Annotated in this window: 27 protein-coding genes; 8 read left to right on the top strand and 19 right to left on the bottom strand. The window is 47.1% G+C overall.

Annotated elements, in window-relative coordinates:
• Window position 1: 1 nt before the first annotated feature.
• Together CVV44_22405 and CVV44_22400 are read right to left on the bottom strand one after the other, a co-directional pair.
• A complete protein-coding gene (locus CVV44_22405; protein ID PKL35555.1) occupies window positions 2-1,144 on the bottom strand; it encodes a hypothetical protein in 1,143 nt (380 codons plus the stop codon).
• Between the two features lie 12 nt (window positions 1,145-1,156).
• On the bottom strand, window positions 1,157-1,954 hold the full coding sequence (locus tag CVV44_22400) for a hypothetical protein (protein PKL35554.1): 798 nt from the start codon (window positions 1,952-1,954) through the stop codon (window positions 1,157-1,159).
• A 114-nt stretch (window positions 1,955-2,068) separates the two neighbouring features.
• Between CVV44_22400 and CVV44_22395 the strand changes: the two genes are divergently transcribed.
• The 3 genes from CVV44_22395 to CVV44_22385 all read left to right on the top strand — a co-directional run bounded on the left by CVV44_22395 (window position 2,069) and on the right by CVV44_22385 (window position 3,758).
• Window positions 2,069-2,269: a hypothetical protein gene (locus CVV44_22395; GenBank protein ID PKL35553.1), complete on the top strand. Its 201-nt coding sequence runs from the start codon at window positions 2,069-2,071 to the stop codon at window positions 2,267-2,269.
• Between the two features lie 114 nt (window positions 2,270-2,383).
• Window positions 2,384-3,322 carry an alpha/beta hydrolase gene (locus tag CVV44_22390; GenBank protein ID PKL35552.1) on the top strand — a complete coding sequence of 313 codons (939 nt, stop codon included), beginning with the start codon at window positions 2,384-2,386 and terminating at the stop codon, window positions 3,320-3,322.
• A gap of 37 nt (window positions 3,323-3,359) precedes the next feature.
• Window positions 3,360-3,758 carry a hypothetical protein gene (locus CVV44_22385; GenBank protein PKL35551.1) on the top strand — a complete coding sequence of 133 codons (399 nt, stop codon included), beginning with the start codon at window positions 3,360-3,362 and terminating at the stop codon, window positions 3,756-3,758.
• A gap of 63 nt (window positions 3,759-3,821) precedes the next feature.
• On the opposite strand, the gene CVV44_22380 is transcribed toward CVV44_22385, so the two are convergent.
• From CVV44_22380 to CVV44_22370, 3 genes are all read right to left on the bottom strand, one after another.
• Window positions 3,822-4,346 (bottom strand): peptidylprolyl isomerase, encoded by a 525-nt coding sequence (locus CVV44_22380; GenBank protein ID PKL35550.1) that lies wholly within the window; start codon window positions 4,344-4,346, stop codon window positions 3,822-3,824.
• Between the two features lie 96 nt (window positions 4,347-4,442).
• On the bottom strand, window positions 4,443-5,801 hold the full coding sequence (locus tag CVV44_22375; protein ID PKL35549.1) for a citrate synthase: 1,359 nt from the start codon (window positions 5,799-5,801) through the stop codon (window positions 4,443-4,445).
• Between the two features lie 165 nt (window positions 5,802-5,966).
• Window positions 5,967-6,290: an RNA-binding protein gene (locus CVV44_22370; GenBank protein ID PKL35548.1), complete on the bottom strand. Its 324-nt coding sequence runs from the start codon at window positions 6,288-6,290 to the stop codon at window positions 5,967-5,969.
• Window positions 6,291-6,540: 250 nt separating this feature from the next.
• Between CVV44_22370 and CVV44_22365 the strand changes: the two genes are divergently transcribed.
• Window positions 6,541-6,825 (top strand): hypothetical protein, encoded by a 285-nt coding sequence (locus CVV44_22365; GenBank protein ID PKL35547.1) that lies wholly within the window; start codon window positions 6,541-6,543, stop codon window positions 6,823-6,825.
• A 98-nt stretch (window positions 6,826-6,923) separates the two neighbouring features.
• On the opposite strand, the gene CVV44_22360 is transcribed toward CVV44_22365, so the two are convergent.
• On the bottom strand, window positions 6,924-8,159 hold the full coding sequence (locus CVV44_22360; GenBank protein PKL35546.1) for a hypothetical protein: 1,236 nt from the start codon (window positions 8,157-8,159) through the stop codon (window positions 6,924-6,926).
• A gap of 65 nt (window positions 8,160-8,224) precedes the next feature.
• Window positions 8,225-9,280: a malate dehydrogenase gene (locus CVV44_22355; protein PKL35545.1), complete on the bottom strand. Its 1,056-nt coding sequence runs from the start codon at window positions 9,278-9,280 to the stop codon at window positions 8,225-8,227.
• Between the two features lie 276 nt (window positions 9,281-9,556).
• Here CVV44_22355 and CVV44_22350 point away from each other — a divergent pair, with 276 nt between their 5' ends.
• A complete protein-coding gene (locus CVV44_22350; protein ID PKL35544.1) occupies window positions 9,557-10,249 on the top strand; it encodes a TetR/AcrR family transcriptional regulator in 693 nt (230 codons plus the stop codon).
• Between the two features lie 6 nt (window positions 10,250-10,255).
• Here CVV44_22350 and CVV44_22345 read toward each other — a convergent pair whose 3' ends face one another.
• The 4 genes from CVV44_22345 to CVV44_22330 form a co-directional block, all read right to left on the bottom strand.
• A complete protein-coding gene (locus tag CVV44_22345; GenBank protein PKL35543.1) occupies window positions 10,256-11,269 on the bottom strand; it encodes a hypothetical protein in 1,014 nt (337 codons plus the stop codon).
• 60 nt (window positions 11,270-11,329) lie between these two features.
• Window positions 11,330-12,097, bottom strand: coding sequence for a 2-hydroxyglutaryl-CoA dehydratase (locus CVV44_22340; protein ID PKL35542.1), 768 nt, complete (start codon window positions 12,095-12,097; stop codon window positions 11,330-11,332).
• Between the two features lie 79 nt (window positions 12,098-12,176).
• Entirely contained in the window at window positions 12,177-12,683 is a 507-nt protein-coding gene (locus CVV44_22335; protein ID PKL35541.1) for a hypothetical protein, read from the bottom strand.
• Entirely contained in the window at window positions 12,673-13,125 is a 453-nt protein-coding gene (locus tag CVV44_22330; protein PKL35540.1) for a hypothetical protein, read from the bottom strand. The genes CVV44_22335 and CVV44_22330 overlap by 11 nt, the downstream gene beginning before the upstream one ends.
• A gap of 145 nt (window positions 13,126-13,270) precedes the next feature.
• On the opposite strand from CVV44_22330, the gene CVV44_22325 reads away from it, so the two are divergent.
• Window positions 13,271-13,684, top strand: coding sequence for a hypothetical protein (locus CVV44_22325; protein ID PKL35539.1), 414 nt, complete (start codon window positions 13,271-13,273; stop codon window positions 13,682-13,684).
• On the opposite strand, the gene pdxA is transcribed toward CVV44_22325, so the two are convergent.
• Together pdxA and CVV44_22315 are read right to left on the bottom strand one after the other, a co-directional pair.
• Complete coding sequence (gene pdxA / locus CVV44_22320) at window positions 13,685-14,743, bottom strand: 4-hydroxythreonine-4-phosphate dehydrogenase PdxA (GenBank protein PKL35538.1); 1,059 nt, start codon at window positions 14,741-14,743, stop codon at window positions 13,685-13,687.
• Window positions 14,646-15,080, bottom strand: a complete 435-nt coding sequence (locus tag CVV44_22315; protein PKL35537.1) for a cell division protein — start codon at window positions 15,078-15,080, stop codon at window positions 14,646-14,648. Before CVV44_22315 ends, pdxA begins: the two co-directional genes overlap by 98 nt.
• A 202-nt stretch (window positions 15,081-15,282) precedes the next feature.
• Here CVV44_22315 and CVV44_22310 point away from each other — a divergent pair, with 202 nt between their 5' ends.
• Window positions 15,283-16,227, top strand: coding sequence for a peptidase M23 (locus CVV44_22310; GenBank protein ID PKL35536.1), 945 nt, complete (start codon window positions 15,283-15,285; stop codon window positions 16,225-16,227).
• Between the two features lie 64 nt (window positions 16,228-16,291).
• Here the strand turns inward: CVV44_22310 and CVV44_22305 are convergent, their stop codons facing one another.
• From CVV44_22305 to CVV44_22295, 3 genes are all read right to left on the bottom strand, one after another.
• The gene (locus CVV44_22305) at window positions 16,292-17,455 is read right to left on the bottom strand and encodes a hypothetical protein (protein ID PKL35535.1); all 1,164 of its coding nucleotides are present in this window, start codon (window positions 17,453-17,455) and stop codon (window positions 16,292-16,294) included.
• Window positions 17,456-17,819: 364 nt separating this feature from the next.
• Window positions 17,820-18,911 carry a 4-hydroxy-3-methylbut-2-en-1-yl diphosphate synthase gene (locus CVV44_22300; GenBank protein ID PKL35534.1) on the bottom strand — a complete coding sequence of 364 codons (1,092 nt, stop codon included), beginning with the start codon at window positions 18,909-18,911 and terminating at the stop codon, window positions 17,820-17,822.
• Window position 18,912: 1 nt separating this feature from the next.
• On the bottom strand, window positions 18,913-19,296 hold the full coding sequence (locus CVV44_22295; protein PKL35533.1) for a hypothetical protein: 384 nt from the start codon (window positions 19,294-19,296) through the stop codon (window positions 18,913-18,915).
• Window positions 19,297-19,429: 133 nt separating this feature from the next.
• On the opposite strand from CVV44_22295, the gene CVV44_22290 reads away from it, so the two are divergent.
• A complete protein-coding gene (locus CVV44_22290) occupies window positions 19,430-20,302 on the top strand; it encodes a glycosyl transferase (GenBank protein ID PKL35532.1) in 873 nt (290 codons plus the stop codon).
• Here CVV44_22290 and CVV44_22285 read toward each other — a convergent pair.
• The 3 genes from CVV44_22285 to CVV44_22275 all read right to left on the bottom strand — a co-directional run bounded on the left by CVV44_22285 (window position 20,250) and on the right by CVV44_22275 (window position 23,903).
• Entirely contained in the window at window positions 20,250-21,332 is a 1,083-nt protein-coding gene (locus CVV44_22285) for a hypothetical protein (GenBank protein ID PKL35531.1), read from the bottom strand. The two genes, CVV44_22290 and CVV44_22285, sit on opposite strands and share 53 nt — an antisense overlap.
• Before the next feature lie 3 nt (window positions 21,333-21,335).
• Window positions 21,336-22,340: an RNA polymerase subunit sigma gene (locus CVV44_22280; GenBank protein PKL35530.1), complete on the bottom strand. Its 1,005-nt coding sequence runs from the start codon at window positions 22,338-22,340 to the stop codon at window positions 21,336-21,338.
• Between the two features lie 354 nt (window positions 22,341-22,694).
• The gene (locus tag CVV44_22275) at window positions 22,695-23,903 is read right to left on the bottom strand and encodes a hypothetical protein (protein PKL35529.1); all 1,209 of its coding nucleotides are present in this window, start codon (window positions 23,901-23,903) and stop codon (window positions 22,695-22,697) included.
• Window positions 23,904-23,912: the final 9 nt, after the last annotated feature.

The raw sequence follows: 23,912 nt of genomic DNA, 5'->3' as shown, positions 1-23,912 counted from the left end.
ATTAAGAGCGGGAAAAAAGTTTTCTCACCATGGGTTTTTTGAGGGTGATGGCACTCTCAGGGCACAGTTCCTGGCAGCAATAGCAGCGGATACACGATGCGTAGGAATACACAGGTGCACATGATTTGTCTCCCCGGTCCCAGTTGACCGCCTTGGGCTGCGCCGGGCACATATCAATACAGATTCCGCATCGGACGCACCGGCTTTCATCAATGACCGGTTTCGGGACAATCCTGTTCCGGAAAAATTTCATGATCCCGGCGGCCCGGAAGGGCTTAAGGGGATCTCGGTCTATGTCAAAGGTATTGTCGACAAATGAAGTAATATCGTCGCCGAGAATCTCCACAGCATCCTCACCTGCCGTGCCGTATCCCAGATCATGGCCGATCTGCACCGTGGGCACGTACCGTGGATTTACACCGATTATCCGGCAAGCCGTGGCGTCCAGGGCCACGGCGTCGACCGAAAAAAGGAGCACGTGCATGGGTTTTACCTTTCCCCCGCGCGGACCGTTGCCTTCCATGGCCATTATCCCATCCATGATATAAAGACGCGGTTTTACAAAGGCATTGAGGTCCAGGAGCATCCGGGCAAAGTCGCCTGCGTCGGGAAGCTTCACGTGAAACTCACCCTTCAGAACTCCGGGGATACAACCGAACTGGTTTTTCACCGCGCCGGTATATTTTTCGAATCCATGGGTCTTCAGCTTGGGAAGACTGACCAGTCCATCACTCTCCATCACGGCCCTGGCTATGACAAAACGCTTGTTCTGACGGCCTTCAGGATAATCGGCTTCAACACCTTCCTTGAAATCCGCCATGGGAATATCAAGCTCACGTGCCGCCTCCAGCAAACCCGATTTCCGAGCCGCGCCTGCCGTGCTGCCCACAGCCGGGGAGTCGCCGAAAGAAACGCGGGCCCCCGTCTCAAGGACCAGCCCGGCCACGGCGGTGAAAACGGCAGGATGGGTCGTTGTGCATTTATCAGGCGGATCGGCCGCCAGGAGATTGGGTTTCAGGAGTATCTTTTCATCCCGGGAGACAAAGGAGTCCATGCCTCCCAGGAGATCTACTCCCCTGCGGACTGCAGCACCAACGGCATCCGGGTCATAAGAATCGCAGCGGATTACGGCAACCTTACTCATAACTGAACCCCTTTATATTTTTTCCTTTATGGTCTGTATCTCACGCTCAACTTTCACCAGCTTTACTGTAATTGTCTCCAGGGATTTTTCCAGGCGGTCCCGTTCCTTTACCAGGTATTCCAGCTTGTCATCGGGCACGGCGCGCGAGGCGTACTGTGCCTTGACCATATCAGGGCTCTGACCCTCGAGAAAGGCCTCCTGGGCAAGTTGTCGCACATCATCGTCCCTGATGCCGGCGAGTATCTTCATGTTCTCATAACCCACTTCGTCACTGATATCCTTGGTATGAAATTTCATGATGGCCTTGGCCGAAGACCGGTGCAGTCCCAGAACCCTGTCCACGTAATCCTCGAAACTGGCATGATACTTCAGGCAGAGCTCATACGCCTGCATGAGTATCTCCCCGAACTCCTTCATGAGACGAGCGTTTTCATGGAGATACTGTCCCCGGATTCTCTCGGTAAGGTTTTTAAATTCATCCTCGGTCTCAAAAATATTGGTATAGACACCCATCTCCTCGGCCTTGCCCAGCAGTTTATGAAAAATGTTCCAGAAATGACTGTTGTGACAGCGCGAAGATATGGGCGCGACAGAGGTAGTGAAATGAATATGATGAGCGAACTCATGAATGGCCGTATACATGAGGGCATTATCGCTTTCGTGATTTTTATTATGTATGATGATTTCCCGGTTATCGGGCTTATAGAGCCCATCCACCTTCTTGCTCTCCTTACCTGAAAAAGTAAGAACGAAATCCTCAACGGAGTTATCGAGCTTCAGCAGTTTTTCTATTACCTGATCCTGATTCATTGTTTCTATCCCTGCGTTATTCATAACTGGAATGCATGCATAAAAAAGTATTGCCACAATAGCCGAATCGATCATATTGTCAATGAATATGATTAAAAACAGGAAAATAACCCCATGGAACTGCTCCTGAAAAGACTGCTGAAAACCGCCATTTTTATAATCACCTTTTACGTAAGCGCACGTTTATTTCTCGGGCTGTTGAAACGAAGGAATAGCGAGGTAAAACTCTTCGACCCTGAAGTGGTATTCCTGGCGGGCATCTCGGCAGCACTGGTTACCATGTTTTTTTCGAAGGTGCTTCTCCCTCTCTTCTGACCGTTGACTCTCAAGCAGGGCCCCTTTATCTTCCCGCTCCGGCCCGTGAAATTCACCTTGACAAAATTGTTTTTCCCGTCCATAGTATAGTCACATAACTTCGGGGGAATAATAATGATCGGTAAATCAGGCAAAATCAGTCTTATCATCTTCGCGGCAGCATTGGTCCTGGCCCCCATTGCGGTAAACATACACGGTGATATTCCCGTAGAAAAAATAAAAGAGAAATACGCCATACCGGAATCGCGCTACATGGAACTTCAGGGCATGCAGGTCCACTATGCCGATGAAGGTAAAGGGTTCCCGCTTGTCCTGATACACGGCACCAGTTCATCTCTGCACACCTGGGATGGTTGGACACGGAAACTTAAAAAAGATTTCCGCATTATCCGAATGGATATTCCCGCTTATGGCATCACCGGTCCCAACAGGACCAATGACTATTCCCCCTCATCCTACGTGGCCTTCCTGAAGGAATTCCTGGACAGACTGGGTATCAGGAAATGCCATATAGCGGGCAACTCACTGGGCGGAGGTATCGCCTGGAGCTTTACCGCTGCATACCCGGACATGATATCACGACTTATCCTCATCGATTCGGCGGGATATTTCCGGCATACAAGCCCTCCCCTGGTTTTCAGGATCACACGAGCACCCGTAATCGGCGCGTTGACCCGTTATCTGACACCGAGATATTTTGTAAAAAAAAGCCTCCTCGAGGTGTACGGCGATGACAGCAAAGTCACCGATGAACTCATAGACCGCTATCACGACATGGCCCTGCGTGAAGGAAACAGGGACGCCTTCATAGCCCGGGCGAAAATGACGCACGTTAATCCCTATGAAACCGCCAAGATAAAAATCATATCAGTGCCGGTCCTCATCATGTGGGGCTCCGCAGACAAATGGATCGCGCCTGAGTACGCCCGCCGGTTCCGTAATGATCTGAAAAACTCACGACTCATCATGTATGAAGGAATCGGCCACGTCCCCATGGAGGAGATCCCCGAGAAAACAGCTGGTGATGCCGGTAAATTTTTAAGGGGCGTATAATTACTCTGACAGGTTACAGGGAAGATACTTTACCAGTATGAGTTTCGCATATAAAAAATATAAAGACCTCGATCTGACAATTTTCACTCTGGAAGATCTCGTGGAACTGGATGATTGGTTAAATAGTATCGATGAATACAACCGGTCGGGAGCGACAAAACTCGAGCTCTATGACCTGCGGAAGGTAAGCGGTGAGTTTAAAACTGCGTATGCGCGGCAGCTTCATTACAATTCCAGTCCAAAATCGAGCAGCAGGGATGAAAAAGCCAGGACGGCCATTCTCGTTACAACACCATCTGCTTATGGACTGGCCCGCGTGTATACGGCCTATGCCGAAGCCGATGGCGTCCCCTGGAAGGTCGAAATATTCTATTCAATGGAAGAAGCGTGTCAGTGGCTTGGTGTTGATATGAAAGGGGTGATTCCTGTTCCATAGTCGTATGGACAGATCACGATCTGTCCATACAATGCGTCTACAACGCTATCCCCACAGATCATTCTACCGCAGCCCCTTGAAACTCGCGTCCAGGGTTTTATTCCACTCTTCAAGGCGATCCTTTGCTCCCTCCAGGAGGGCCGATACATCGCCTTCCACTGAGATACTTTTAATCGAATCCCCCTGACTGATGCTGTTTACGATCTTCTGATCATCTTCACTTACCACGGTGCCGAATACGGTGTGCTTCCCGTCGAGCCATGGCGTCGGCACATGGGTGATGAAAAACTGGCTGCCGTTCGTTCCGGGGCCGGCATTGGCCATGGACAGCATGCCCGGCCTGTCATGCCTGAGGTCCGATATAAATTCATCCTCAAAACGGTACCCGGGACCACCGCGTCCGTTTCCCAGGGGGCATCCTCCCTGGATCATGAAATCGGCTATAACGCGATGAAAGCTGAGATTATCATAAAACCCGCGCTTGGCCAGATTGACAAAATTTGCCGTTGTTACCGGCACCTTTTCTGAAAACAGTTTGATTGATATGGTTCCCCTGTTTGTTTCGATCTTTGCGATTAAGTCACTCATTCGATACTCCTCCTTAAATAGTTGCCTGAAAAAATCCTCCCTGGACTTTTTCATTGCATCGGCAGTTTTTCTTAAGACCTCTGAAAAAAAATCTAATCAAACCCGCTTGTCCAGGGGAATATAGGATTTATCCCCTTCCTTCGGCGGCATATAGGCGGGCCGGATTATCTTCCCCTCACGCAGCTGTTCAAGGCGGTGCGCCGACCAGCCGGCAAGCCTTGCCATGGCAAAAAGGGGTGTATATAGTTCTCTGGGTATGCCCATCATCTGGTACAACAGACCTGAATAAAAATCGATATTGGAACAGACGGGTCGCCCCAGTTCTTCGGAAAGGACTTCCGTTAGAATCTTTTCCACCATAAAAAATAGCTGGTATTCCCCTGTCATTTCCTTCTGTTGAGCATATTCCCCGGCCAGTTCCCTGAGAATGACGGACCGCGGGTCCGAAAGGGTGTACACTGCATGATCAAACCCGGGGATCTTTCCCTCGCCGTTCACCACATGTTCCCGGACAAGGGCATTGACATAGGTTCTCAGTTGCTTTTCGCTGTCCTTGTTCTTAACATTTTTTTTGAGATCCTTCATCATATCAATCACCGACTCATCGGATCCGGTATGAAAATATCCACTGAGAGACGCTATGCCCGTAGCGAGCGCCATGTAGGTATTGGCACCACTGGAAGAAACGGTCCTTACGGTAAAGGTTGAATTGTTGCCACCGCCATGTTCCGCGTGGAGGATGAGAATTTTATCAAGCATAAGAGCGTCAAAGGTATCGGGCAGGTCCCCATGTATCATATAGAGAATATTTTCCGCCGTTGTCAGGTCCTCGCTGGGACGAACTATATGGAGGTCTCCGCCGTCACGAAACTTTACCACGTTATACGAATTGGCAATAATGGTGGGGAATTTCGCTATGAGATTGATACACTGGTTGGTAACATCGCCGAATTCCGTCGAGTCGGGATTGGGATCACAACGGCTCAGATGAGAAATAGCGCTATGGAGGACGGACATATGATTGTGGTCCTCAACCTCCTGCATAATAATGCTCCTTTCAGCCTTGGTGAGCCTGCGGCGTTTGGCCAGTTCCTGGGAAAAAAGATTAAGGTATTCCTCCGAGGGCAATAGCCCGGTAAGCAATAGAAATATAACTTCCTCAAAACCAAATCTCTTCTCAATCTCCAGTTCCCGGATAATCTTCTCCACATCATAACCGCAATAATAGAGTTTGCCTTCCAGGGGTTTTTTTACTGACTTCCCTGCATCCTTTTTATCCGCAATCATCTCATATCCAACGACGTAGCCTTTGGTCGTAATGCCCACATTAACGCCGGTGCCATCCATATTCCGCAGACCCAGCTTAATATTCTTCGCCTTAACAACCTCGGGAGGAATGCTGTCATGAATCAGGAGAAGTTTTTCTATTTTCTGCAGGATCTTTTCTTCCGACATGTTTTTCCCTCTTTTCGCCCGTTTGATTCGCCATTCTCATGATGCCGCTCATCTCATGGATACTTCTTAATATAAGGTACGCGAGGTTTCCTCATTATTTAAACAAAAACATTGCCCCGTTAACAATAAATAGTATATCTGAATTTTTTGAAAGCATTTTTTCCTTTATATATCGTGGGGTTCATCGTTCTCCGGCGATGGATCATCATGTTCCCCCCGACCCTTCTCTGAGACACCCACTCCCCTCTCAAATCCCGGTGAAGAACGGCGGACCTTTATCCTCTGGCCCTGAAGGGGAGTCTTGTTCAGCGCATCAATAGCCTCAAGGGCTTCATTCCTATCGGCCATGGTAACCAGGCCGACACCCCTGGATTCTCCCGATGCATCATATTCAATACGCACCGTTCCCACTTCACCATAGAGCTCAAAAAGATCCTGGAGATCCTCTTCCGTTACTTCGGGGGCCAGGTTTCCGACAAAAATATCCATATAATTCCTCTCAATAAATTAATAATGCTTCTTTCTTTTCGACTCTATCCTCAATGTTGTGAACAATAAAAACAGTCATGCCCGCCAAATGGCAACCAAAATATTTTTGAATTTTTATTTAAACGGCAATTATCAACAACACATAATATTTGTTTTATCCCATAGATCGGGCATTTTTTTAATTGACGATCCCGTAACTTTTGAGTACATATAATCGACATTTGGTAAATCACCATGGGAGGTTTTATGTATGATATTGAGAGGAACAGGCAATAAACCAGCATTAATTTTTACACTGGCCGTGGTTGCACTGCTGTTTTTAAATAATTACTCCGTGCAGGCTGCGGCAAAAACCTGGAGATCAGGGGATGCTTCATTGATAGTACAAAGCAGTGAAGACTACGACAAGGAATATACTCCGGAAAACACTGATCAGCCGGAAAGCGACAACCAGTACAATCCCGATGAGACCATCGAAGAAGTACCCTCTGAAGAAGGAAGCGAGGAAGTACCTGAATCAAACGAGGAAGAATAATAGATATATTTATTCAGCTAAAACAGGGGGTGAATATGACATATCCGCCCTCTGTCCCGCCATATTTATCGTCCTGAGAAATAATCACCGTACGCCTGTCAAAACTCCAATAGAAGCATGGTAACATCATCATCGAATTCATCCTTCCCGGCAAATGTTTTCAGGTCGTCAAGAATCAATTCCGGGATGTTCATTTCATTCGCAAGTATCAACTCATGCAGTTTTTCCAGGAGCCTGGTGCGGCCATACATCTCCTGTTTTTCATTAAACTGTTCAATAATGCCGTCGGTATAAAATAGGAGCCGGTCCCCTTTCTCAACATCAAGGGTCACCTCTCCGAAATGCGCATCCTTCATAATTCCCAGCCCGATGCCGGAACATTCAATGGTGATAAAATCCCTGTTGCGGTTTTTCCAGTATAGGGGATGATGATGCCCCGCCTTTGACAGAAAAACCCTGCTGTTTTCCGTATCAATTACGGAATAATAACAGGTGGCATAGAGGTTTGGTATAACCTGGTTAAAGTGCGTGTTGAGAAACCTGAGAACATCAACGGGCCGGCCGCCCATATCATTCATTATCATGGAAAGAGCGCTTTTCAGTACACCAGTACCCAGGGACGCCGTGATTCCATGCCCTTCAATATCAGCGATTATCACGCCGGCTTGCCGGTCATTGAGTCTTGTTATATTCAGAAAATCGCCGCCCACATCGATGCAGGGGCGGTATACATAGGACTGCCGTATGCCGGGAAGGATATCCTTCTCACTGTCCAGAAGCTGGGTATCGATAAAATAATTCTGTACCTTGCGTGCATGAGACAGATCCTCATTCAGCACTTCCAGGATAGCCGATTTCTGATTCAGGTCAAACTGGGCAAAGGTAAAACTGGACAGGTTATGTCTGAACCGGGAAAAGGTCTCGGTGAGGCAGTTACGATAAAATATGAGTGCTATGTCCCTGTTGTCCGACAGGAGTCTGTCCAGGTCGATCCGGGTCAGGCGAAGGACTTCCGTTTCCTCAAGGGTGACGATATCGGCTGACCGGGGAAGTTCGTCGATGAGAGCCAGTTCACCGAAGTAGGCTCCGTCCGATAGATGGCTAAGAATTATTTCCGTGTCGCCGCCCTTTCTGCGGAAGACCTTGACATTACCCCGGACGATGACATACATGGAATCACCTTTGGAGCCCTCCCTGATGATAACGCTCTCTGCCGGATAGGTGATGGATTCAAGCAGAGGTATGATCTTCCCCAGATCGCCGGTCTGAAACCCCTGGAGGATGGGGATTGTCTGAAGTATTTTAATGAGTTCGTTGCTGCCCTGATCTGTCATAACGTGACGAATTTCCTTTTATTGCCTTTACTGCTTCCTATTCCCGCATAGTCAACGACCATACGTCATGCAATCCTGATATTCTGCAAAACCGCTGCCATGCTCTGGGCACAGTTATCCAGCTTCATGCGGATCTCGGGAGAAAGATGAACCTCCACAATTTCCTTGTTCTTTTCCCTTCCCACGATGACCGGAAGGGCCAGGCATATGTCACGGTGCCCATATTCCCCGTTGCATCGGATACTCAGCGGCATGATGTGTCTTTTGTTAAGAACGATTGATTCAACGACCTGGGTTATAGCAGCAGCAGCCGCGTAAAATCCGCTTCTCTCCTTCAATTTACGAACAATATCAGAACCGGCTTCAATGGTATTGCGCATTATTTCAGCCGCCGCACTTTCATCGAGGAGCGTTTGAACGGGCAAACCGCATACCGTGGCATATTCAATGAGAGGAATCATGTGCTCGTCATGAGTCCCTATAACAATTGACGATACGGAATCGACCGAAACCTTCAGCGCTTCGGCGAGAAAAAACTGAAAACGAATCGTGTCAAGCGTGCATCCCAGCCCGAATATATGCAGGTCGGGCCACCGGGTTCCGGCATACCAGGTGAGAACATCGACGGGATTGGTGACGATGAAAACCTGGGCATGAGGACAGAACTTCTGAATATTGCGTCCAACACCGTCGATAACGTCAATATTTTTCTTCAACAGGTCAAGCCGTGTCATTCCGTTGTGACGAGGTACGCCCGCAGCCACAACCACGACATCGGAATCGTGCATATCCTCAATGTCGTTTGATCCCCTTACCAGCGAATCGGTGCCGTAAAAAGGTGACGATTGATTGATGTCCATGGCATTGCCGACGGCCCTGTCCCGGGTGATATCATAGAGGTGAATATCACCCAGCTTTCTCTCTGCCATGACTGCCGCCGCTGTGGCTCCCACATGACCGGCTCCGACAATAAATATTTTTCCTGATCCCACCAACACCTCTCTACAGGGGGTTTTACAGTTACCCGGTTCAGCTGAACGCCGCGCAAGTATGCGGCAGTGGCACAAGGGTACTGAATGATTCGAGAATATATTACGAGAAATGCTGTTGTCAACCGTGATTTTAACCGGAGAAAAATAAACTTATTTGGAAAAAGATCTTGTTCAGTTCCCCTTCAGCAGCAACTGCAGGGGAACTGTTCAAGTCTGTTCAGAGGGGGGGGTACTGAACATTTCTTTGAAACTGACGAGCCACTCTTGCCACAATCTTGTTTTTTGTCAATAAAATTTATAATAAGCATTATAAAGAAATTTTTCCAGAAAAATCAAAAATTTCCATAATTCCCGTGATTAAATTGCTGAATTTATCAACAGCATTATTCACTTTTCTTTCTAAAAATGCTTTACAAAAATATCAACTCGTTGGACAATCATCCAACATTCTGGACATGTATTCAATATTCGCGGGGCATGACAAACATGATCGACAGCACTAATGAATTCACAAAACTCAAGGAACAGGAGCGCGAGGCCAGGAAAAGAATCATACTGGATGAGGCTGAACGTATTTTTGCTGAAAAATCATTTGAGGAGGTTAATGTCCGGGACCTCGCCCAGCGGGTCGGCATATCTCCCGGTTCAATTTACCGTTATTTTCCCGACAAAGAGGCGTTATACGTCGAGGTGGCCCTTCGGGGCTTTTCACATGCCCTGGACATCTTCAAGAGTGAAGTAGCCCAGGATAATGTCACACTGGAGAAAGCGGCTGTTGATTATATCGAGAAAGTCCACAAGCATTACGAATATTTCAGAATGATGCACCATTGTATAATCGATGAAAAATTCAAATCGAAGGAATCCCAGAAAAAACTGAAATCCATTACCAGTGAATTTTTTAAAAAAACCGACTCCCTGTTTGGAACAGAAGAAACACAGGAATCCCGACGGCTGAAGTCCCATCTCCTCTTTGCCGCTCTCAATGGATTTGTTTTCACGTTTCTCTCAAGCAATGTGGACAGAAGCAGCGAGGAGGCGGTTTCACACATAAAAACCCTGACGGGCATCCTTGTGCGAATACTCCGGGAGACCTGACAGCACCTACCAGAATTCAACAGAATTATATCGGTCATCCACGGGTATGATTTTTTTATTTTCCACCAGCTCTTCATAAAAACAGGTTTTATTGCGCCCCTGATCCTTGGCGTAATACAGCGCCTGGTCTGCCCTGTCAATGACAACCAGCGGGTCCCTGTTTCCCGATATGTTGGTATAACCGATACTCACGCTTATATGGCCGATCTGGGGGAAAACATGCTCTTCAATCTTCTTCCTGCACCGTTCGAATACGTTGAGAGCGTATTCATGATTTACATCCTTCAAAATGATCACGAACTCCTCTCCTCCATATCGGAAAAGAATGTCATCGTGCCGGAAAACCCCCTTGACAATCTGTGAAAAAATAATCAGGACCTCATCACCGATGATATGCCCATACCGGTCATTTATCCTCTTGAAGTAATCAATATCCATGAGGGCCAGGAATGTGTAAAGTTTTCGCTTCTCAAGATATATCTCATTCCTTAAAGACTGGAAAAGCAGCGGATTGATCATCCTGTTATAGGCCTGCCGGTTGAGGAAACCGGTGAGATGATCCTGGTCTTTGCTGTTTATGAGATAGAGCTGATTATTGAATATACGGATAAAATATTCATAGAGATTCCTGCTCGCATCGGAATCGCGGCAACTCATACTGACAAGGTGAGTAATTATATCCTGCTCTTTAATTGGAAACACTATATGCCTCAGGCCGTTGACGTCGCCCTTATCCAGAACCATCATTTTCCGCTCATAGCATTCCCGCAGGGCCTTTTCATTGTCCAGGTACAGGGGCTCCCTGGAATGATCCAGGGAATCGACGGCGATTACAGCATTCATGCGCACCCCATTGCCATCATCATCGCGGATTGTATGAATCTCATACAAACACACATGTTCTGACTGGAGATAATCGCTCATGAGACTGATGAAGGTTTCCTTCAATGCCCGCGCGCTGGTCTGCTCCGTCAGGATAAGTATCTGATTTAATAGATGTTCCACAGTCTTTATGCCCAACTTTCAATAATTGCTCAAAGTGTACCGTATATTCCGATCTATTTCAATTACATTTATACGTTATAATTCGGCGGCAAGCACAGAGGCGCCTATGGCACCATTGACCTGCGCATTGACCGATACCTCAATATCGATCCCGAGTTTGTTTTCCAGGGCCTTGACAACGCCGATATTCTTTGCCACTCCGCCGGTCATCATGACCGGTGTCCTGATGCCTACCCGTTTCGCCATTGAAGCCACGCGAGAGGCTATGGACTCATGAATACCTGCAATAATATTTTCCCGCGACTCTCCTTTAGATATGAGAGAAATCACTTCCGATTCGGCGAATACGGTGCAGAGACTGCTTATCCTGGCGGGATTTTTTCCGCGCAGAGAAATATCTCCGAAACCGTCCAGATCCACCTCCAGCGCCCTGGCCATGACCTCAAGGAACCTGCCGGTGCCGGCAGCGCACTTGTCGTTCATGGCGAAATCCACCACCTTTCCCTTTTCGTCGATGACGATGGATTTGCTGTCCTGACCGCCTATATCAATAATTGAGCGTATATGGGGATTCAGATAATGGGCCCCTGCCGCATGACAGGTTATCTCCGTAATGGCCTTGGTGGCTATGGAGACCATGTTTCTCCCGTAGCCCGTCGACACTATGCAATTCACGTCGGACATGGCCAGATTATTTTTTGCCAGTATATCGTCCAGTATAGTCCGCCAGGCTTTTTCGGCGTTATAGCCTGTAAACGTCACATCGGTTCCCATGAGCTTCCCGTCTTTCATCATGGCAACCTTGGTCGTTATTGAACCGATATCGATACCAACTGTAATCATTCTTCGTTCCTCTGTGTTGAAAAATTTAAATTCCCGTTACACGCCCATTTGGTAGAGGCCATACCCGCAATCGGCAGTGTTAGAAAAAGAGCTGCCTTTCCTCTCTTTTTTTATACTTATAATACCGTTGGAAATAAATCTGCGCTTTCAGTTTTTTCCCCATCATGTCATAAATTGTACCGATGTTGTACAGCGCTTCAATGTATGTATCATCACTGGCATAGGCCGCGTCAAAGGCATGGATGGCTGGCACATGCTTTCCCTTGAGAAGATAAGCCATGCCCAGGTAAAAATGAGCCCGGGCAAAACGCCGATCCAGTTGCGTTGCCGTTTCAAGGTGAAGGATGGCATCGTCAAGTTTCCCGAAACTGTAAAGATAGGCCTTACCCAGGCCATAATGGCCGAGACAGTAATAGGGGCTCAGCCGTATCACCTCTTTAAAAACATCGATGGCTTCATTATATTTGCCCTGAACGGCGAGAACCGCCCCCCGTGCATAGAGACGGCTGGAATTTTCTCCTGCTGCGACATCGATTGAAATCAGGCAAAAGCAGCAAAAAAAAGCAAAACACGCCCTATTTAGCATTGGGAACCATTTTTCTCAGGCTTTCGTAGAAAAATTTATCAATTCCCGTATTAAAATAATAATAAACGATAAACACCAGCCAGAGAACCAGGGTGAGAATACACATGAATTTGAGCAGTTTTTCGGCTCCCATATCATCAGCCTTATAAAAAATGATTATGAGGGCCAGGGGCCACAGGAAAAAAAGATTTCCAAAGACCAGCGTGATCAACTCCTTGAGAAAATCAATGGTGGTCTTATACCAGTTCGCCGTAAAGGCGGTAAAACCCGAATTTATCTCATCTAAAAAGAACCAGATATAGAAAACAAAAATGAGCAGCGATATGATTTTCCAGAATATCTCGATACGGGGCCTGAACCAGAGAAGAACTGTGCTGAGCCCCCAGATCACGATAAAAATAAAAATTGATTTGATGATAATTGTTTCACTCATATTTTCCATTCACCGGTTTATTCTTAATCTTCACCCGTATAGCAATCATGGGCAATTATCAATTAATTTTCCTTTTTTGTAAATAATTATTTGAATTATTGCATCACCGCACTAAATATGACTCATCAGTCCTGTATCAGGAATAAAAGAATTTATGAAAGAAAACCTGCACAAACATATCCCCGCCATTGTTATTTTTCTCTTTATCTCATGCACAGCTGATATCAGACAATTCAACCACGTCGCCATAGCAATTGAAGACCGTAACAGCATACTTACCGAAGAAGAAGTCCGTCAAATCCTTCCACATCATATCATTGCTCCCTCGGAACGGGATGTCCTGGAAATTACCGTGTTCCGCTTTTCTTCAGGAATAGAAAGGCTTAATTATGACGGCAATGATACGTTCACGGAAGAAACCCGGAACGGCGAGATAAAAGTTCTTCTAAAAATACGCTCAGGAAACAGAGTCCGCAAGGTGTTTTTCATCCAGGCTTCCGGCAAAGATAAAGAAGAAATCCTGAGAAACCTTGCCCTCGAACTGGAGAGGACCTTTCCCGGCCGGTAATCAACGCCTGAGGACCAGCATTTCGGCGATTTTAATCGCTTCAATCATGCTGCTGAACTGGGCCTTATCCTTTCCCGCTATATCAAAGGCGGTTCCGTGATCCACCGAGGTTCTCACCAGGGAAAGCCCCAATGTCACATTGACGCCGCTGTCAAAGGCCAGGAGCTTAAAGGGGATGAGCCCCTGATCATGGTAATGCACAATCACCAGGTTATATTTTTTCCAGTTTTCCGGAATAAAGAGGGTGTCGGCAGAAAAAGGCCCTTCCACAGGAATACCCCGTGACCTGCACTCCCGTACCGCCTCGGCCGTTATTTTACCGTCAAAATCACCGATGGCTCCGTCATCACCGCAGTGGGGATCAAAGCCGGTCACGGCCAGGACCACATCTCCCCCGTCAATAGAACGGATGGACTCATAACCGATGGTGATTACCTCCACTAGACGCTTCACGTCAACATGGCGATAAACTTCCCGGAGGGGAATATGGGTCGTGGCCAGCAATACACGGTAATCGCGGGAATACATCATCATGTAGGGTTTTTCTTCATGGATGGCTCCGGCCATATATTCCGTGTGTCCCGTAAAGGGCGTGCCTGATTTCTCAATGAAACCCTTATGTACGGGTCCCGTGACAATGGCATCGATGATATTGCCGCGCCAGAGATCTATGGCCGTATCAATATATTTTTTTGATTCAGCACCGGTGAGGATGGAACCGATACCGGGAACCGGCACGGGAGCATCGAAAGGTACATCAAAAATGCAGGGACTATGATCGGCAACTGCTCCGGGATCTTCAACAACGGGAAGTCCCGCTGCCAGGGAAGGATACAGGTCAAAGAGAACCCGGGCCCTCCCGATGAGGACCGGAGCAATGGTTCCCTTTTCCAGATGTTTGACTGCTTTTAACGCTACTTCAGGCCCGATACCGGCTGGATCGCCGAGGGTGATGCCTACTTTAAGCATTTTTCCTTTTTTCAAGGAAGGAGTCGGGGATGAGTTTATTTCTTTCATAGTCGGCCTCGATAACTTCCTTGGCCGAAGATCTGAGATCATTTGCTATGGTGCATCGCCCTTCCAGGATAACCCCGTTCTGGATGATCAGTTCCGGCGTCCTGATGTCGCCATAGACTTTTGCCGAAGGCATGAGGAGTATTCTGCTCGAAGCGTTGATATTGCCAATGATCAATCCCTCAACAATCACCGAAACGGCATTGATATTGGTTTTAATTTTTCCGCCCCGCCCGATATAAAGCTGGTCGGCCTGGAGATATTTGCCTTCGAATCTGCCGTCTATCCTGAGGGAACCGTTTATTATAAAAGTGCCGGTAAAATATGAATTCTCACCTATAACATTGTTTGCCATTTCACCGGCAGTCTTTGTAATTGCCATAACAACCTCTTCAATTCTTACAGTATGGCGACACTATACGTTAATGCAAATTTAATTGTCAATATGATTTTTACCCTGTCAATTGAGCGATGCAATGACTTGAAAAATTCTACTATATCGGAAAGCCTGTAGTAAAACATGCGTATTTTCCGCTAAACCATATCCCCGAAACAGTCGAAAATAACAGTAATGGCGACATAACATGAGAAAAGTAAACGTATATGGCATCCTGCTGATCTGCATTATTTTTGCCTGCATGACCCCTCTCCGGGGATCGGCTGGAACAAATGGCGCCGACATAGAGGAATTGAAAAACCTCACCTTCAGCAATAATAAAACGCTGAAAATCCTGCGCGATGATGTGCGGCAGTCAATATTTGTAGTGAAGGGAAAACGCCCCGCCCAGGAAATGCCCGATCTCCGTTTTTACCGATACCGTGTAAAAGACAATGAATCATTCTGGACCATTCTTTCTCGGGTGTCGCTGGACATCGATACGCTCATGTCCGTCAATGATCTCACCTCGCCCGGTGATGTTAAACCCGGCTCCGTCATATTCATACCCAATATGCGCGGCATAATAGTCGGGACGGAAAAGAAAAAGGAACTGACTGAAGTTCTCACAAACAACCGCATAAGCCTTGACTACATTCACCGCGTAAACGGCGGGGATATGAAGGGAGCCAAATTCCTCTTCATTCCATGCGGGAAGATGTCACAACTTGAACGATCCCTCTTTCTCGGCACTGGATTCATATACCCGCTCAATAACGGCAGGCGCACATCGGGATTCGGAACACGGCGCAATCCCTTCGACTCACGGCGTTATGAATTTCACCAGGGCATTGATCTCGCCTGTCCCCTGAACTCACCGGTCTATGCCGCCCGCGACGGGCAGGTAGTTTTCACCGGCTACGAGGGAGGATACGGCAATCTGGTCGTAATCAGGCATGAACACGGCTACAGCAGCTATTACGGACACCTGGGAACGATAAAGGCGGCAGTGGGCCAGCAGGTCAAATGCGGTGATCTAATCGCCTTGTCGGGAAACACGGGACGGACAACAGGTCCGCATCTTCATTTTGAGACCCGGCGCGGACGGCGGGCCTTTAATCCTGGAACGCTTATAAGACGCCGTCCCTCATAGGCCAATTTCCGCACTATCGGGAACCGGTGCCGTGAATATGCACTGCACGGAATACCGGCTCCTCCTATATCAACCCCTTATCGAGAAGTTTCCGCCGGATTGCATCAACCTGCTGCTTGTTATCGAGTATTTTTGTTATTGAACGCTTCTCATCTCCCTGAAGGTCTACATCAAGGGGCGTATCGTAAAAACGAACTGCCAGGCTCCCCTGTTGTTTCTCAAAGCGGCAGAAAATGAGAACCCGGGGCTTCAGCAGATCCTTGGAACCGATGGCCTTAATGAGGGCGAGCTCATTTGTATTCAACTCACAGACATCATTGGCCGCATAAAAAGACTGCGTACTGTTGAGAAACGACCCGAGCTGGTTGATAAAACTGCTCACCAGATTATAATCGAAATGAATATTAATGGAATTCAGAATGATCCGCAATGCCCCTGAAGGCGTAAAAGCGTTACGATAGGGCCGTTTTGAGGTGAGGGCATCATACATATCGCAGGTTCCCACTATCTTGGGCGGCTCGGGAAGATTTTCATAAGGCATCTGGAAGTACCCCTGATTGTTAAAGCGCTCATGGTGGAAAAGAACCGACTGGAGCACAATGGGACTGATGCCTGGTATGCTTTTCAGAAGTTCATATCCCAACTGAGGGTGGCGCTTCATTTTCTGTTTATCGGAGATGGTATAGCGGCCTTCCTTTGTGCTGAGCTGTTTGTCCAGCATCATGTGCCCTATGTCCAGGAGATAAGCTCCCAGAGTAATATTCTTCACATCATCCAGGCTGTAGCCGTTGAGACGGGCCAGGGCCCCGGAGAGAATTCCTACATTCACGGCGTGATGATACAGGTAATCATCGAAGGACTTGAGATCCTTGAGCAGACTGATCGCCTCAATCTGGGACGCATGAAGGTCCGTAACAATTTCCTCAACAACCTTTTCGGTTTCACGGAACGTGGTTTTACTGAGCTTGTTGGTTGACTGCACCTCGTTCAGTATAGCCTTGGCTTTATTCAGGGCGATATTGACCCTGTAGCTCGGCACTATCGATCTATCCGCCGTGTCATTATAATAAACAAAGGTACCGTACTTCTGTTTAATTTCATTCAGCTTACTAAATGAAAGGATCGTCCTCTCGGCGAGAATTTTTTCACCGTCATCGGAATAGAGGGGATATACAAGCGTGGAGTTGGGCCGTATATAATCAACATTCAATCGGACTTTTTTTGTCATACAATTCTCACACACTCTTGCAACAGTCGGCGTATGCCCCTGTTACTCTCTCTATTATTGGCACATCTAAAAATAAGGTTTTTCCAATGTTTGTGCCAACAAGGGAACATCCATATAATGATTTATAAAGGTTCCCTTTTATTATACATTCACACCCGCGGCAGTCCCTGGCCTTCACCACAGGTCAGATCATATATTATCTATCAGTAAAACTCAGACCGGCAAAAGCCGGTATTGGTGAAAATAATATAGCAAAATATATACCCGGCATCAATATATTTTAAACAAGACTACACACTGTAGCCCAAAACGTAAAGTGCAATTCTTTTTTAAATAAAGTACAACCCGCCCGTATGGATTCATGCTAGTTGTTTATACTCAGGGATGTCCGTATCTCCTCAAGAAGAGCATCCACAGCCTGTGCCTGAGACACTTTTCGTATTTTGCTGCCCCGGGCAAAAAGAAGGAGATTTCCCTCACGCGCCCCGGCCAGACCAAAATCAGCCTCAGACGCTTCTCCGGGACCATTTACTTCGCAGCCCATCACGGCAACGGTGATCGTTTTATTCATACCCCGGAGAATATCGCCGAAACTGGCATTACACCGCTCTTCCACATCCCTGGCAAGCTGAAGTATGTCCAGGGCGGTGTCGGTTCTTCCGCAGGTTGGACAGGAAACCAGCCGGATCAGGGGATTTCTTTCACCCACCGTCTCCAGGATTCTCTTTGCGACAAGGACCTCCTCGACGGGATCACCGGTCATGGACACGCGTATGGTGTCACCTATCCCTTCCAGCAGCAGATGCCCGATTGCAATGGAACTCTGCACAACGCAGGCAAGACCGTATCCAGCCTCGGTAAGACCTATGTGCAGGGGATAATTACTCCGCAGGGAAAACATCCTGTTCGCCTCAATGGTCTGAAAAACATCGGAAGATTTTATTGATACGATAATATCCTCAAAATTATTTCTCTCGAGTATTTCCACGTGTTCCATGGCGGATTCGACGAGGCTTTCCGGCGTCACATGGGGATATTTCTTCCGGTCCACTGAACCGGCATTGACACCGATTCTTATGGGCACACCGTGATCCTTTGCGGCCCTGACTACCTCGGAGACGCGCGATTCGTCACCGATGTTACCGGGATTTATCCGCACTTTGTTGACTCCCGCCTTGATAGCCTCCAGGGCAATACGGTAATTGAAGTGAATGTCCGCCGTCAGCATCATGCTGACGGATTTGCGAATCTCCCTCAGGTATTCAACGGCCTCAACGTTCCGTAATGCGAGCCTCACGATATCGGCACCCTGTTCCTCGAGTCTGCGTATCTGGCCGATTGTCCCCTGCACATCCTCAATGGGCACACTGGTCATTGACTGGATGGAAATGGGGGCCGCGCCGCCGATTACCACCGATCCAACCCTTACCGCTCTGGTCTCCCTTCTCTTTCTCAATTTATTGCTCCTTGGGTTTATCCTCTGCCGACCAGGACCGTTTCTCTTCAAGCAAATGCTCTGCCAGAAATGCTATCGTCCAGTTGTAATTATTTTCCGTCAGACCACAGAAAATAGGACGCGCCAGGTGTTCCTTGCGGGGAAATCCCTTCAGGGACTTTTCTATCAGGTCATCATCGAATCCGAGAAACATGAGAAATTTAATGCCCCTGTTTTCAAAACAGTTTTCATGATCCCCATCCAGGACCTGCGCCACCGTGGAATCTTCCCTGCCGGAAGCGCTTATAAGAACAATGTCCCAGGAAAGAAGCTTCTCCAGCGTATCATGTATTAATCGTGCATCCTCTTCAACGTATCCATACAGCAGTATGCCGATCTCTTCCATTTTTGCCTCCCTATGATATATCCTGACAGTATATACAAAATTATTTAAAAATATCCAGCATTAAACATCCACTGGACCGATTCATGTCTTAAAAAAGTATTGTTAAAAATCCAATTCCCGTCTTTTGTGGTTCATGCCCTATTTTACGATAATACTGCCCACATTTAACAGGCATGAAAAAACACGCAATGCCATTGAATCGGTCCTGTCCCAGACATACCGCGACTTTGAACTTGTTGTGGTGGACGACGGTTCCACCGACGCAACCCCCCGGCTGCAGGAGGAATTTTCCCGGCGCATTACCTATATCCGGCAGGATAATGGCGGCGTCAGTGCGGCCAGAAACCGGGGACTCCGGCAGGCCCAGTCACCCTATCTTGCCTTTATAGATTCCGATGACCTGTGGCTCCCTCATAAACTGGAGGAGCATAAAAACTTTATCGTTGCAAACCCCACCATTCGTATTCATCAGAGCGAAGAAACCTGGATTCGTAAAGGCCGCCGTGTTAATCCCCGGACAAAGCACCTCAAAAAAGATGGCCATATTTTCATTCCCTCACTTGACCTCTGTCTCATAAGCCCCTCGGCCGTAGTCATGCACCATGGACTTTTTGACGATTATGGTTTCTTCGATGAAAACCTTCCGGCCTGCGAAGATTACGATTTATGGCTTCGCATAACCGCGCATGAAGAGGTGGGCCTGATAAAAAAAGAACTCATGGTCCGGTACGGCGGTCATGAAGACCAGCTTTCACAAAAGTACTGGGGCATGGACCGCTTCAGAATTTACGCTATAATTAAAATTCTCGCACAATGTGATCACACGCTTCCCCTGGAATACCAGCTGGCAGCAAAGGACAAGGCATTGGAAAAGCTGCACATACTTCTGGCTGGCAGTAAAAAAAGAGAACGGTCAGAGCTGATAGAAATACTGGCGGATATGATTGAAAAAGTCAGAAACGAAGATTATAACAAAATAGATTATCCGATCCTCTTAACAATATAAACCCTCCCTGAATATAGGACGAAAGAAAGGATTCCCCGGGAAATACCCGTTTATACAATACGGTACCGTTTTTCTGAAAGACGGCGAACAGGGACTCTCCCGAACGCATGGTATAGCAGAGTGTAAAAAATCCATCCCCGCCATGAATATCGCTTTGTCCATTGCGTTTGGCCGGGACGGCAAGCCGCTCCCGTAATTTACCATTGCTGCCCAGGATAAGCAGGCTGTCCATATCAAGGAAAACCAGGAGACCCTGTGCAGACATATACATTGCCGTTTTCACCACATGGACGGCGGGAAGGTCATAAACACTGCTTTTCTTTTGTTCCTTCTCTCCCAGGCTCAGAACTATCAGGCTGTCCTTCTCACTGCTGCCATAATGAATGCCGGCGTAGGAACCGTCATCGCTGATTGCAAGTCCCTTTATCATTGTACCGTTATCTGTAATACCGCTGGCAATAATATCGCCGTTTCCCCGTATGATATAATAGCTGCCGTCGAGGAATCCGATTCCCCCCACATCACCGCGCGATGAAAACGCTATGATCGTGCACAGGCGCCCTATTACTTTTTTTGAGCCTATCTCATTTCCATTGTAATCAAGAATGCGAATAGCGCTGTGATCGCCATTCATTAAAAGCACCAGTGCGCCGTTATGGGAAAGATAGGGGTATTCCCGTGATTTCTGTTTCCAGAAACGCTCTCCCTTCAGGTTGAATAATTCTATTTCCTTGCCGGTCTTTTCAAATTTGACGAAGTATTGGCCGTTGCCGCTGAATCCCGTGAGCATGCCCTGGAGATCAGTTTTATGAAGAAGCTTCCCTTGCCCATTGAGCATGAAGAAATTGTTATTGGTTTTTACAGGAAATTCCACACCGGAGCCCGCGTCGGACACCGGTGCCAGTTCAAGGGTTTCAATTGTATTAATGCCCGAGGTAAATATGGGGGATAAGGATGCGGCTCCCGAAGGTGATAGAATAAAGAAGTTAATTAATATTCCAGGGAGCATCCCGAGAAAAAAGTAACGCATAGATCAGTCCTGTAAAAAACTTTTTAATTTCTGACTTCTGGAAGGATGCCTTAAACGCCTTATGGCCTTTTTCTCAATCTGACGTATGCGTTCCTTGGAGAGGTTGAACTTGTCTCCGATCTGTTGCAATGACATGGGCTCGTAGCCATTTAATCCATACCGCATCCGAAGTATCTGCCTTTCCGATTCCGTCAGTGTTTGCAGTATGGCATTCAATGCGTCACTGAGAGATTCATCGAGCACCTTTTTATCGGGTGAATCAACCCGCTGGTCCACGATCATGCTCAGGATGGTGGTATCCTCCGATTCTCCATAAGAGGAATCCAGCGATATATAGTCCTGGGTGATATTTCTGAGATGGTTGATTTCATCATCATCCATATCCAGCTCTTCGGCTATTTCCGACGCAGTCGGTTCTCGTCCCAGCTTGTGTTCAAGCTTTTTATGAACCTTCTCTATTTTCTGAATATCGGCGGTTCTGTTGAGAGGCAACCTGATGAGCGAGGCCTTTTGAGATATGGCAAGGATAATAGCCTGACGTATCCACCATACGGCATATGAAATAAAATGAAAGCCCCGGTCCGGGTCGAATTTTTCCGCGGCCTTGATGAGCCCCATGTTGCCTTCATTGATCAGGTCAAGAAGTGATATACCGCTGGTCTGGTATTTTTTCGCGATGGAAACCACAAACCGGAGATTGGCCTTTATCAGCTTGTTTTTAGCATCTTCGCTGCCGTCCCTGGCGGCACGGGCAAGCCTGTCTTCATCTTCCCGGGAAAGCAGCTCAATCTTGTTTATCTGGTCAAGATACCATGAAATGGATGAATCATTAAAAGTCTGGCTGCTCCGGTTCTTAACCTCGGTCTTATCGCGTGATTCCGTAATGGAATCATCGAGACCGCCATCTTCCAGATCATCTTCCTCGGGGACAATCTCCTCTACGAAGGTATCAATATCGAGATCTTCTTCATTGATTGAATTGTCGGGATTTTTATTACTTGGTTTCATGGATTTAGTGATTCCACTTTTATTATGCTCTTGAAAAAACAGTTAAAATCACAGCGTTGTAACTCGTCAAGTTAAATTGTGAATTAAATTTCCGCCTTGAATGAATTCTTTTATGCCGGCAGATATCAGATCCTGTCCTCCCGGTTCAATTGTCATGCACAAATAACCGATACAAGGGCAAAGAAAGTATGAATCCAGTATATAATATGTTATAACACCGATGGTATCAGGTTACAAGAATTTTATCAAGGGAGTCCGCATAAATGATTATTTAAATATTCCCCTGTGAGTACCGCTAAAAAAAATAGAGGATATGCCATCCTCCATTTTTTTATATGCTAATTTTATTGAAATCTACTTGGCCAGTTTAGGCACTTTTAATACCCACCCGGGATAAATGAGATCGGGATCCTTGATTTTATCCCTGTTGGCATTGTATATTTTTTTCCATTGCCAGGGGTCCTTATAATAGCGATCAGCTATCCTCCAAAGGCAGTCCTTCAGCCTTTCACGGTACACTACGGTATAGAGAAAATAGTCCTGATCATCGTCTGATTTATCTTTATCGACCTGGTTCGTATCGTTGATTGTATCATTCTTGGCAATTACATCTCCCGTATCGCCGGCTTTTTTCGTTACCAGAACGATACCGGACAAGCGAGCCGCCTCTTTTGAGTAATCTATGGACTCTTTATATCTCGATTCTGCCAGCATTTCCTTGGCGTTTTTATGCGACTCCTTTGCCGCCGACAGTTCATCGACTGCAACCAGGGCTCCATCGGACTGGGAGGCCTTTTCAATCAGTGTCTCGGCATTGGCCAGCTCTTCATGTGCCGTTCTTTCCAGAGCTTTCAGATAAGCCTCATCGGCATTTATTTTCGCGACTTCAACTGCGGCAAATCCCTTTTTCAGCTTGAGTTCGTCAAAGGACTGCTGTGCAATCTCCAGGTTTTCCTGTGCCAGTTTCTTATTTTCCGGTGCATGAGTATCGGCGTTGTAGTCGTCAGCCTTCTGGAGGGTTATCTTTACCTCGGCAATAGCATCCCCCAGTACTTCCTTTTTACCCAGGGCCACATTGCGGGCATTCTTTGCCTTTGAATCGGCATCAAGAGCTTTTTCATATGATTCATAAAACTGTTTGTTTTCATACAGGTTATTGGCATTTTCAAGGGAGGCTACGGCCTCATCATACTCCGGACGGGCGAGCTGCTCTGCGTTTGCCTCAACTGCTTCTGCAATGCTCTGCTCGCTCACTTCGATAGTATCTTTTGCCAGCAGGGGAATGGATTTATCATAGGCTTCTACGGCGGCCCTGTTCGATTCCTCTGCTGATATTTTGGCTTTATCCATGTCTTCTTTTTTAATCTGATCATGAGCCTGAAATAGTCCTGTTTTGGCTTTCTCCAGTTCCTCCGGCGCGTATTTATCGGCCTTCACGGAAAGGGCTTTGGTGATGGATTTCCTCGCCGCAACCATTTCTTTAATAGGAATAGGTTCGCCGCAGGCAACGGCAAAAACAAGTACAGACAATAATGGCAATAGATAATAATTACGTTTCCGCATGGTTTCCCT

This window comes from Spirochaetae bacterium HGW-Spirochaetae-1, assembly GCA_002839375.1.
In the GTDB taxonomy this organism is placed as follows: domain Bacteria; phylum Spirochaetota; class UBA4802; order UBA4802; family UBA5550; genus PGXY01.
This window is presented reverse-complemented; position numbering and strand designations above follow the sequence as displayed.

Bases quoted from the DNA above. Each gene is read 5' to 3' on its own strand.
- CVV44_22405 (PKL35555.1), bottom strand. From the start codon at position 1,144: ATGAGTAAGGTTGCCGTAATCCGCTGCGATTCTTATGACCCGGATGCC.
- CVV44_22375 (PKL35549.1), bottom strand. From the start codon at position 5,801: ATGTCGGAAGAAAAGATCCTGCAGAAAATAGAAAAACTTCTCCTGATT.
- CVV44_22315 (PKL35537.1), bottom strand. From the start codon at position 15,080: ATGGCAATTACAAAGACTGCCGGTGAAATGGCAAACAATGTTATAGGT.
- CVV44_22340 (PKL35542.1), bottom strand. From the start codon at position 12,097: ATGATTACAGTTGGTATCGATATCGGTTCAATAACGACCAAGGTTGCC.
- CVV44_22290 (PKL35532.1), top strand. From the start codon at position 19,430: ATGCCCTATTTTACGATAATACTGCCCACATTTAACAGGCATGAAAAA.
- CVV44_22295 (PKL35533.1), bottom strand. From the start codon at position 19,296: ATGGAAGAGATCGGCATACTGCTGTATGGATACGTTGAAGAGGATGCA.
- pdxA (PKL35538.1), bottom strand. From the start codon at position 14,743: ATGATCTCAGATCTTCGGCCAAGGAAGTTATCGAGGCCGACTATGAAA.
- CVV44_22360 (PKL35546.1), bottom strand. From the start codon at position 8,159: ATGACAGATCAGGGCAGCAACGAACTCATTAAAATACTTCAGACAATC.
- CVV44_22305 (PKL35535.1), bottom strand. From the start codon at position 17,455: ATGACAAAAAAAGTCCGATTGAATGTTGATTATATACGGCCCAACTCC.
- CVV44_22365 (PKL35547.1), top strand. From the start codon at position 6,541: ATGATATTGAGAGGAACAGGCAATAAACCAGCATTAATTTTTACACTG.
- CVV44_22280 (PKL35530.1), bottom strand. From the start codon at position 22,340: ATGAAACCAAGTAATAAAAATCCCGACAATTCAATCAATGAAGAAGAT.
- CVV44_22285 (PKL35531.1), bottom strand. From the start codon at position 21,332: ATGCGTTACTTTTTTCTCGGGATGCTCCCTGGAATATTAATTAACTTC.
- CVV44_22330 (PKL35540.1), bottom strand. From the start codon at position 13,125: ATGGAAAATATGAGTGAAACAATTATCATCAAATCAATTTTTATTTTT.
- CVV44_22380 (PKL35550.1), bottom strand. From the start codon at position 4,346: ATGAGTGACTTAATCGCAAAGATCGAAACAAACAGGGGAACCATATCA.
- CVV44_22370 (PKL35548.1), bottom strand. From the start codon at position 6,290: ATGGATATTTTTGTCGGAAACCTGGCCCCCGAAGTAACGGAAGAGGAT.
- CVV44_22350 (PKL35544.1), top strand. From the start codon at position 9,557: ATGCTTTACAAAAATATCAACTCGTTGGACAATCATCCAACATTCTGG.
- CVV44_22400 (PKL35554.1), bottom strand. From the start codon at position 1,954: ATGAATCAGGATCAGGTAATAGAAAAACTGCTGAAGCTCGATAACTCC.
- CVV44_22385 (PKL35551.1), top strand. From the start codon at position 3,360: ATGAGTTTCGCATATAAAAAATATAAAGACCTCGATCTGACAATTTTC.
- CVV44_22390 (PKL35552.1), top strand. From the start codon at position 2,384: ATGATCGGTAAATCAGGCAAAATCAGTCTTATCATCTTCGCGGCAGCA.
- CVV44_22310 (PKL35536.1), top strand. From the start codon at position 15,283: ATGAGAAAAGTAAACGTATATGGCATCCTGCTGATCTGCATTATTTTT.
- CVV44_22335 (PKL35541.1), bottom strand. From the start codon at position 12,683: ATGCTAAATAGGGCGTGTTTTGCTTTTTTTTGCTGCTTTTGCCTGATT.
- CVV44_22325 (PKL35539.1), top strand. From the start codon at position 13,271: ATGAAAGAAAACCTGCACAAACATATCCCCGCCATTGTTATTTTTCTC.
- CVV44_22275 (PKL35529.1), bottom strand. From the start codon at position 23,903: ATGCGGAAACGTAATTATTATCTATTGCCATTATTGTCTGTACTTGTT.
- CVV44_22395 (PKL35553.1), top strand. From the start codon at position 2,069: ATGGAACTGCTCCTGAAAAGACTGCTGAAAACCGCCATTTTTATAATC.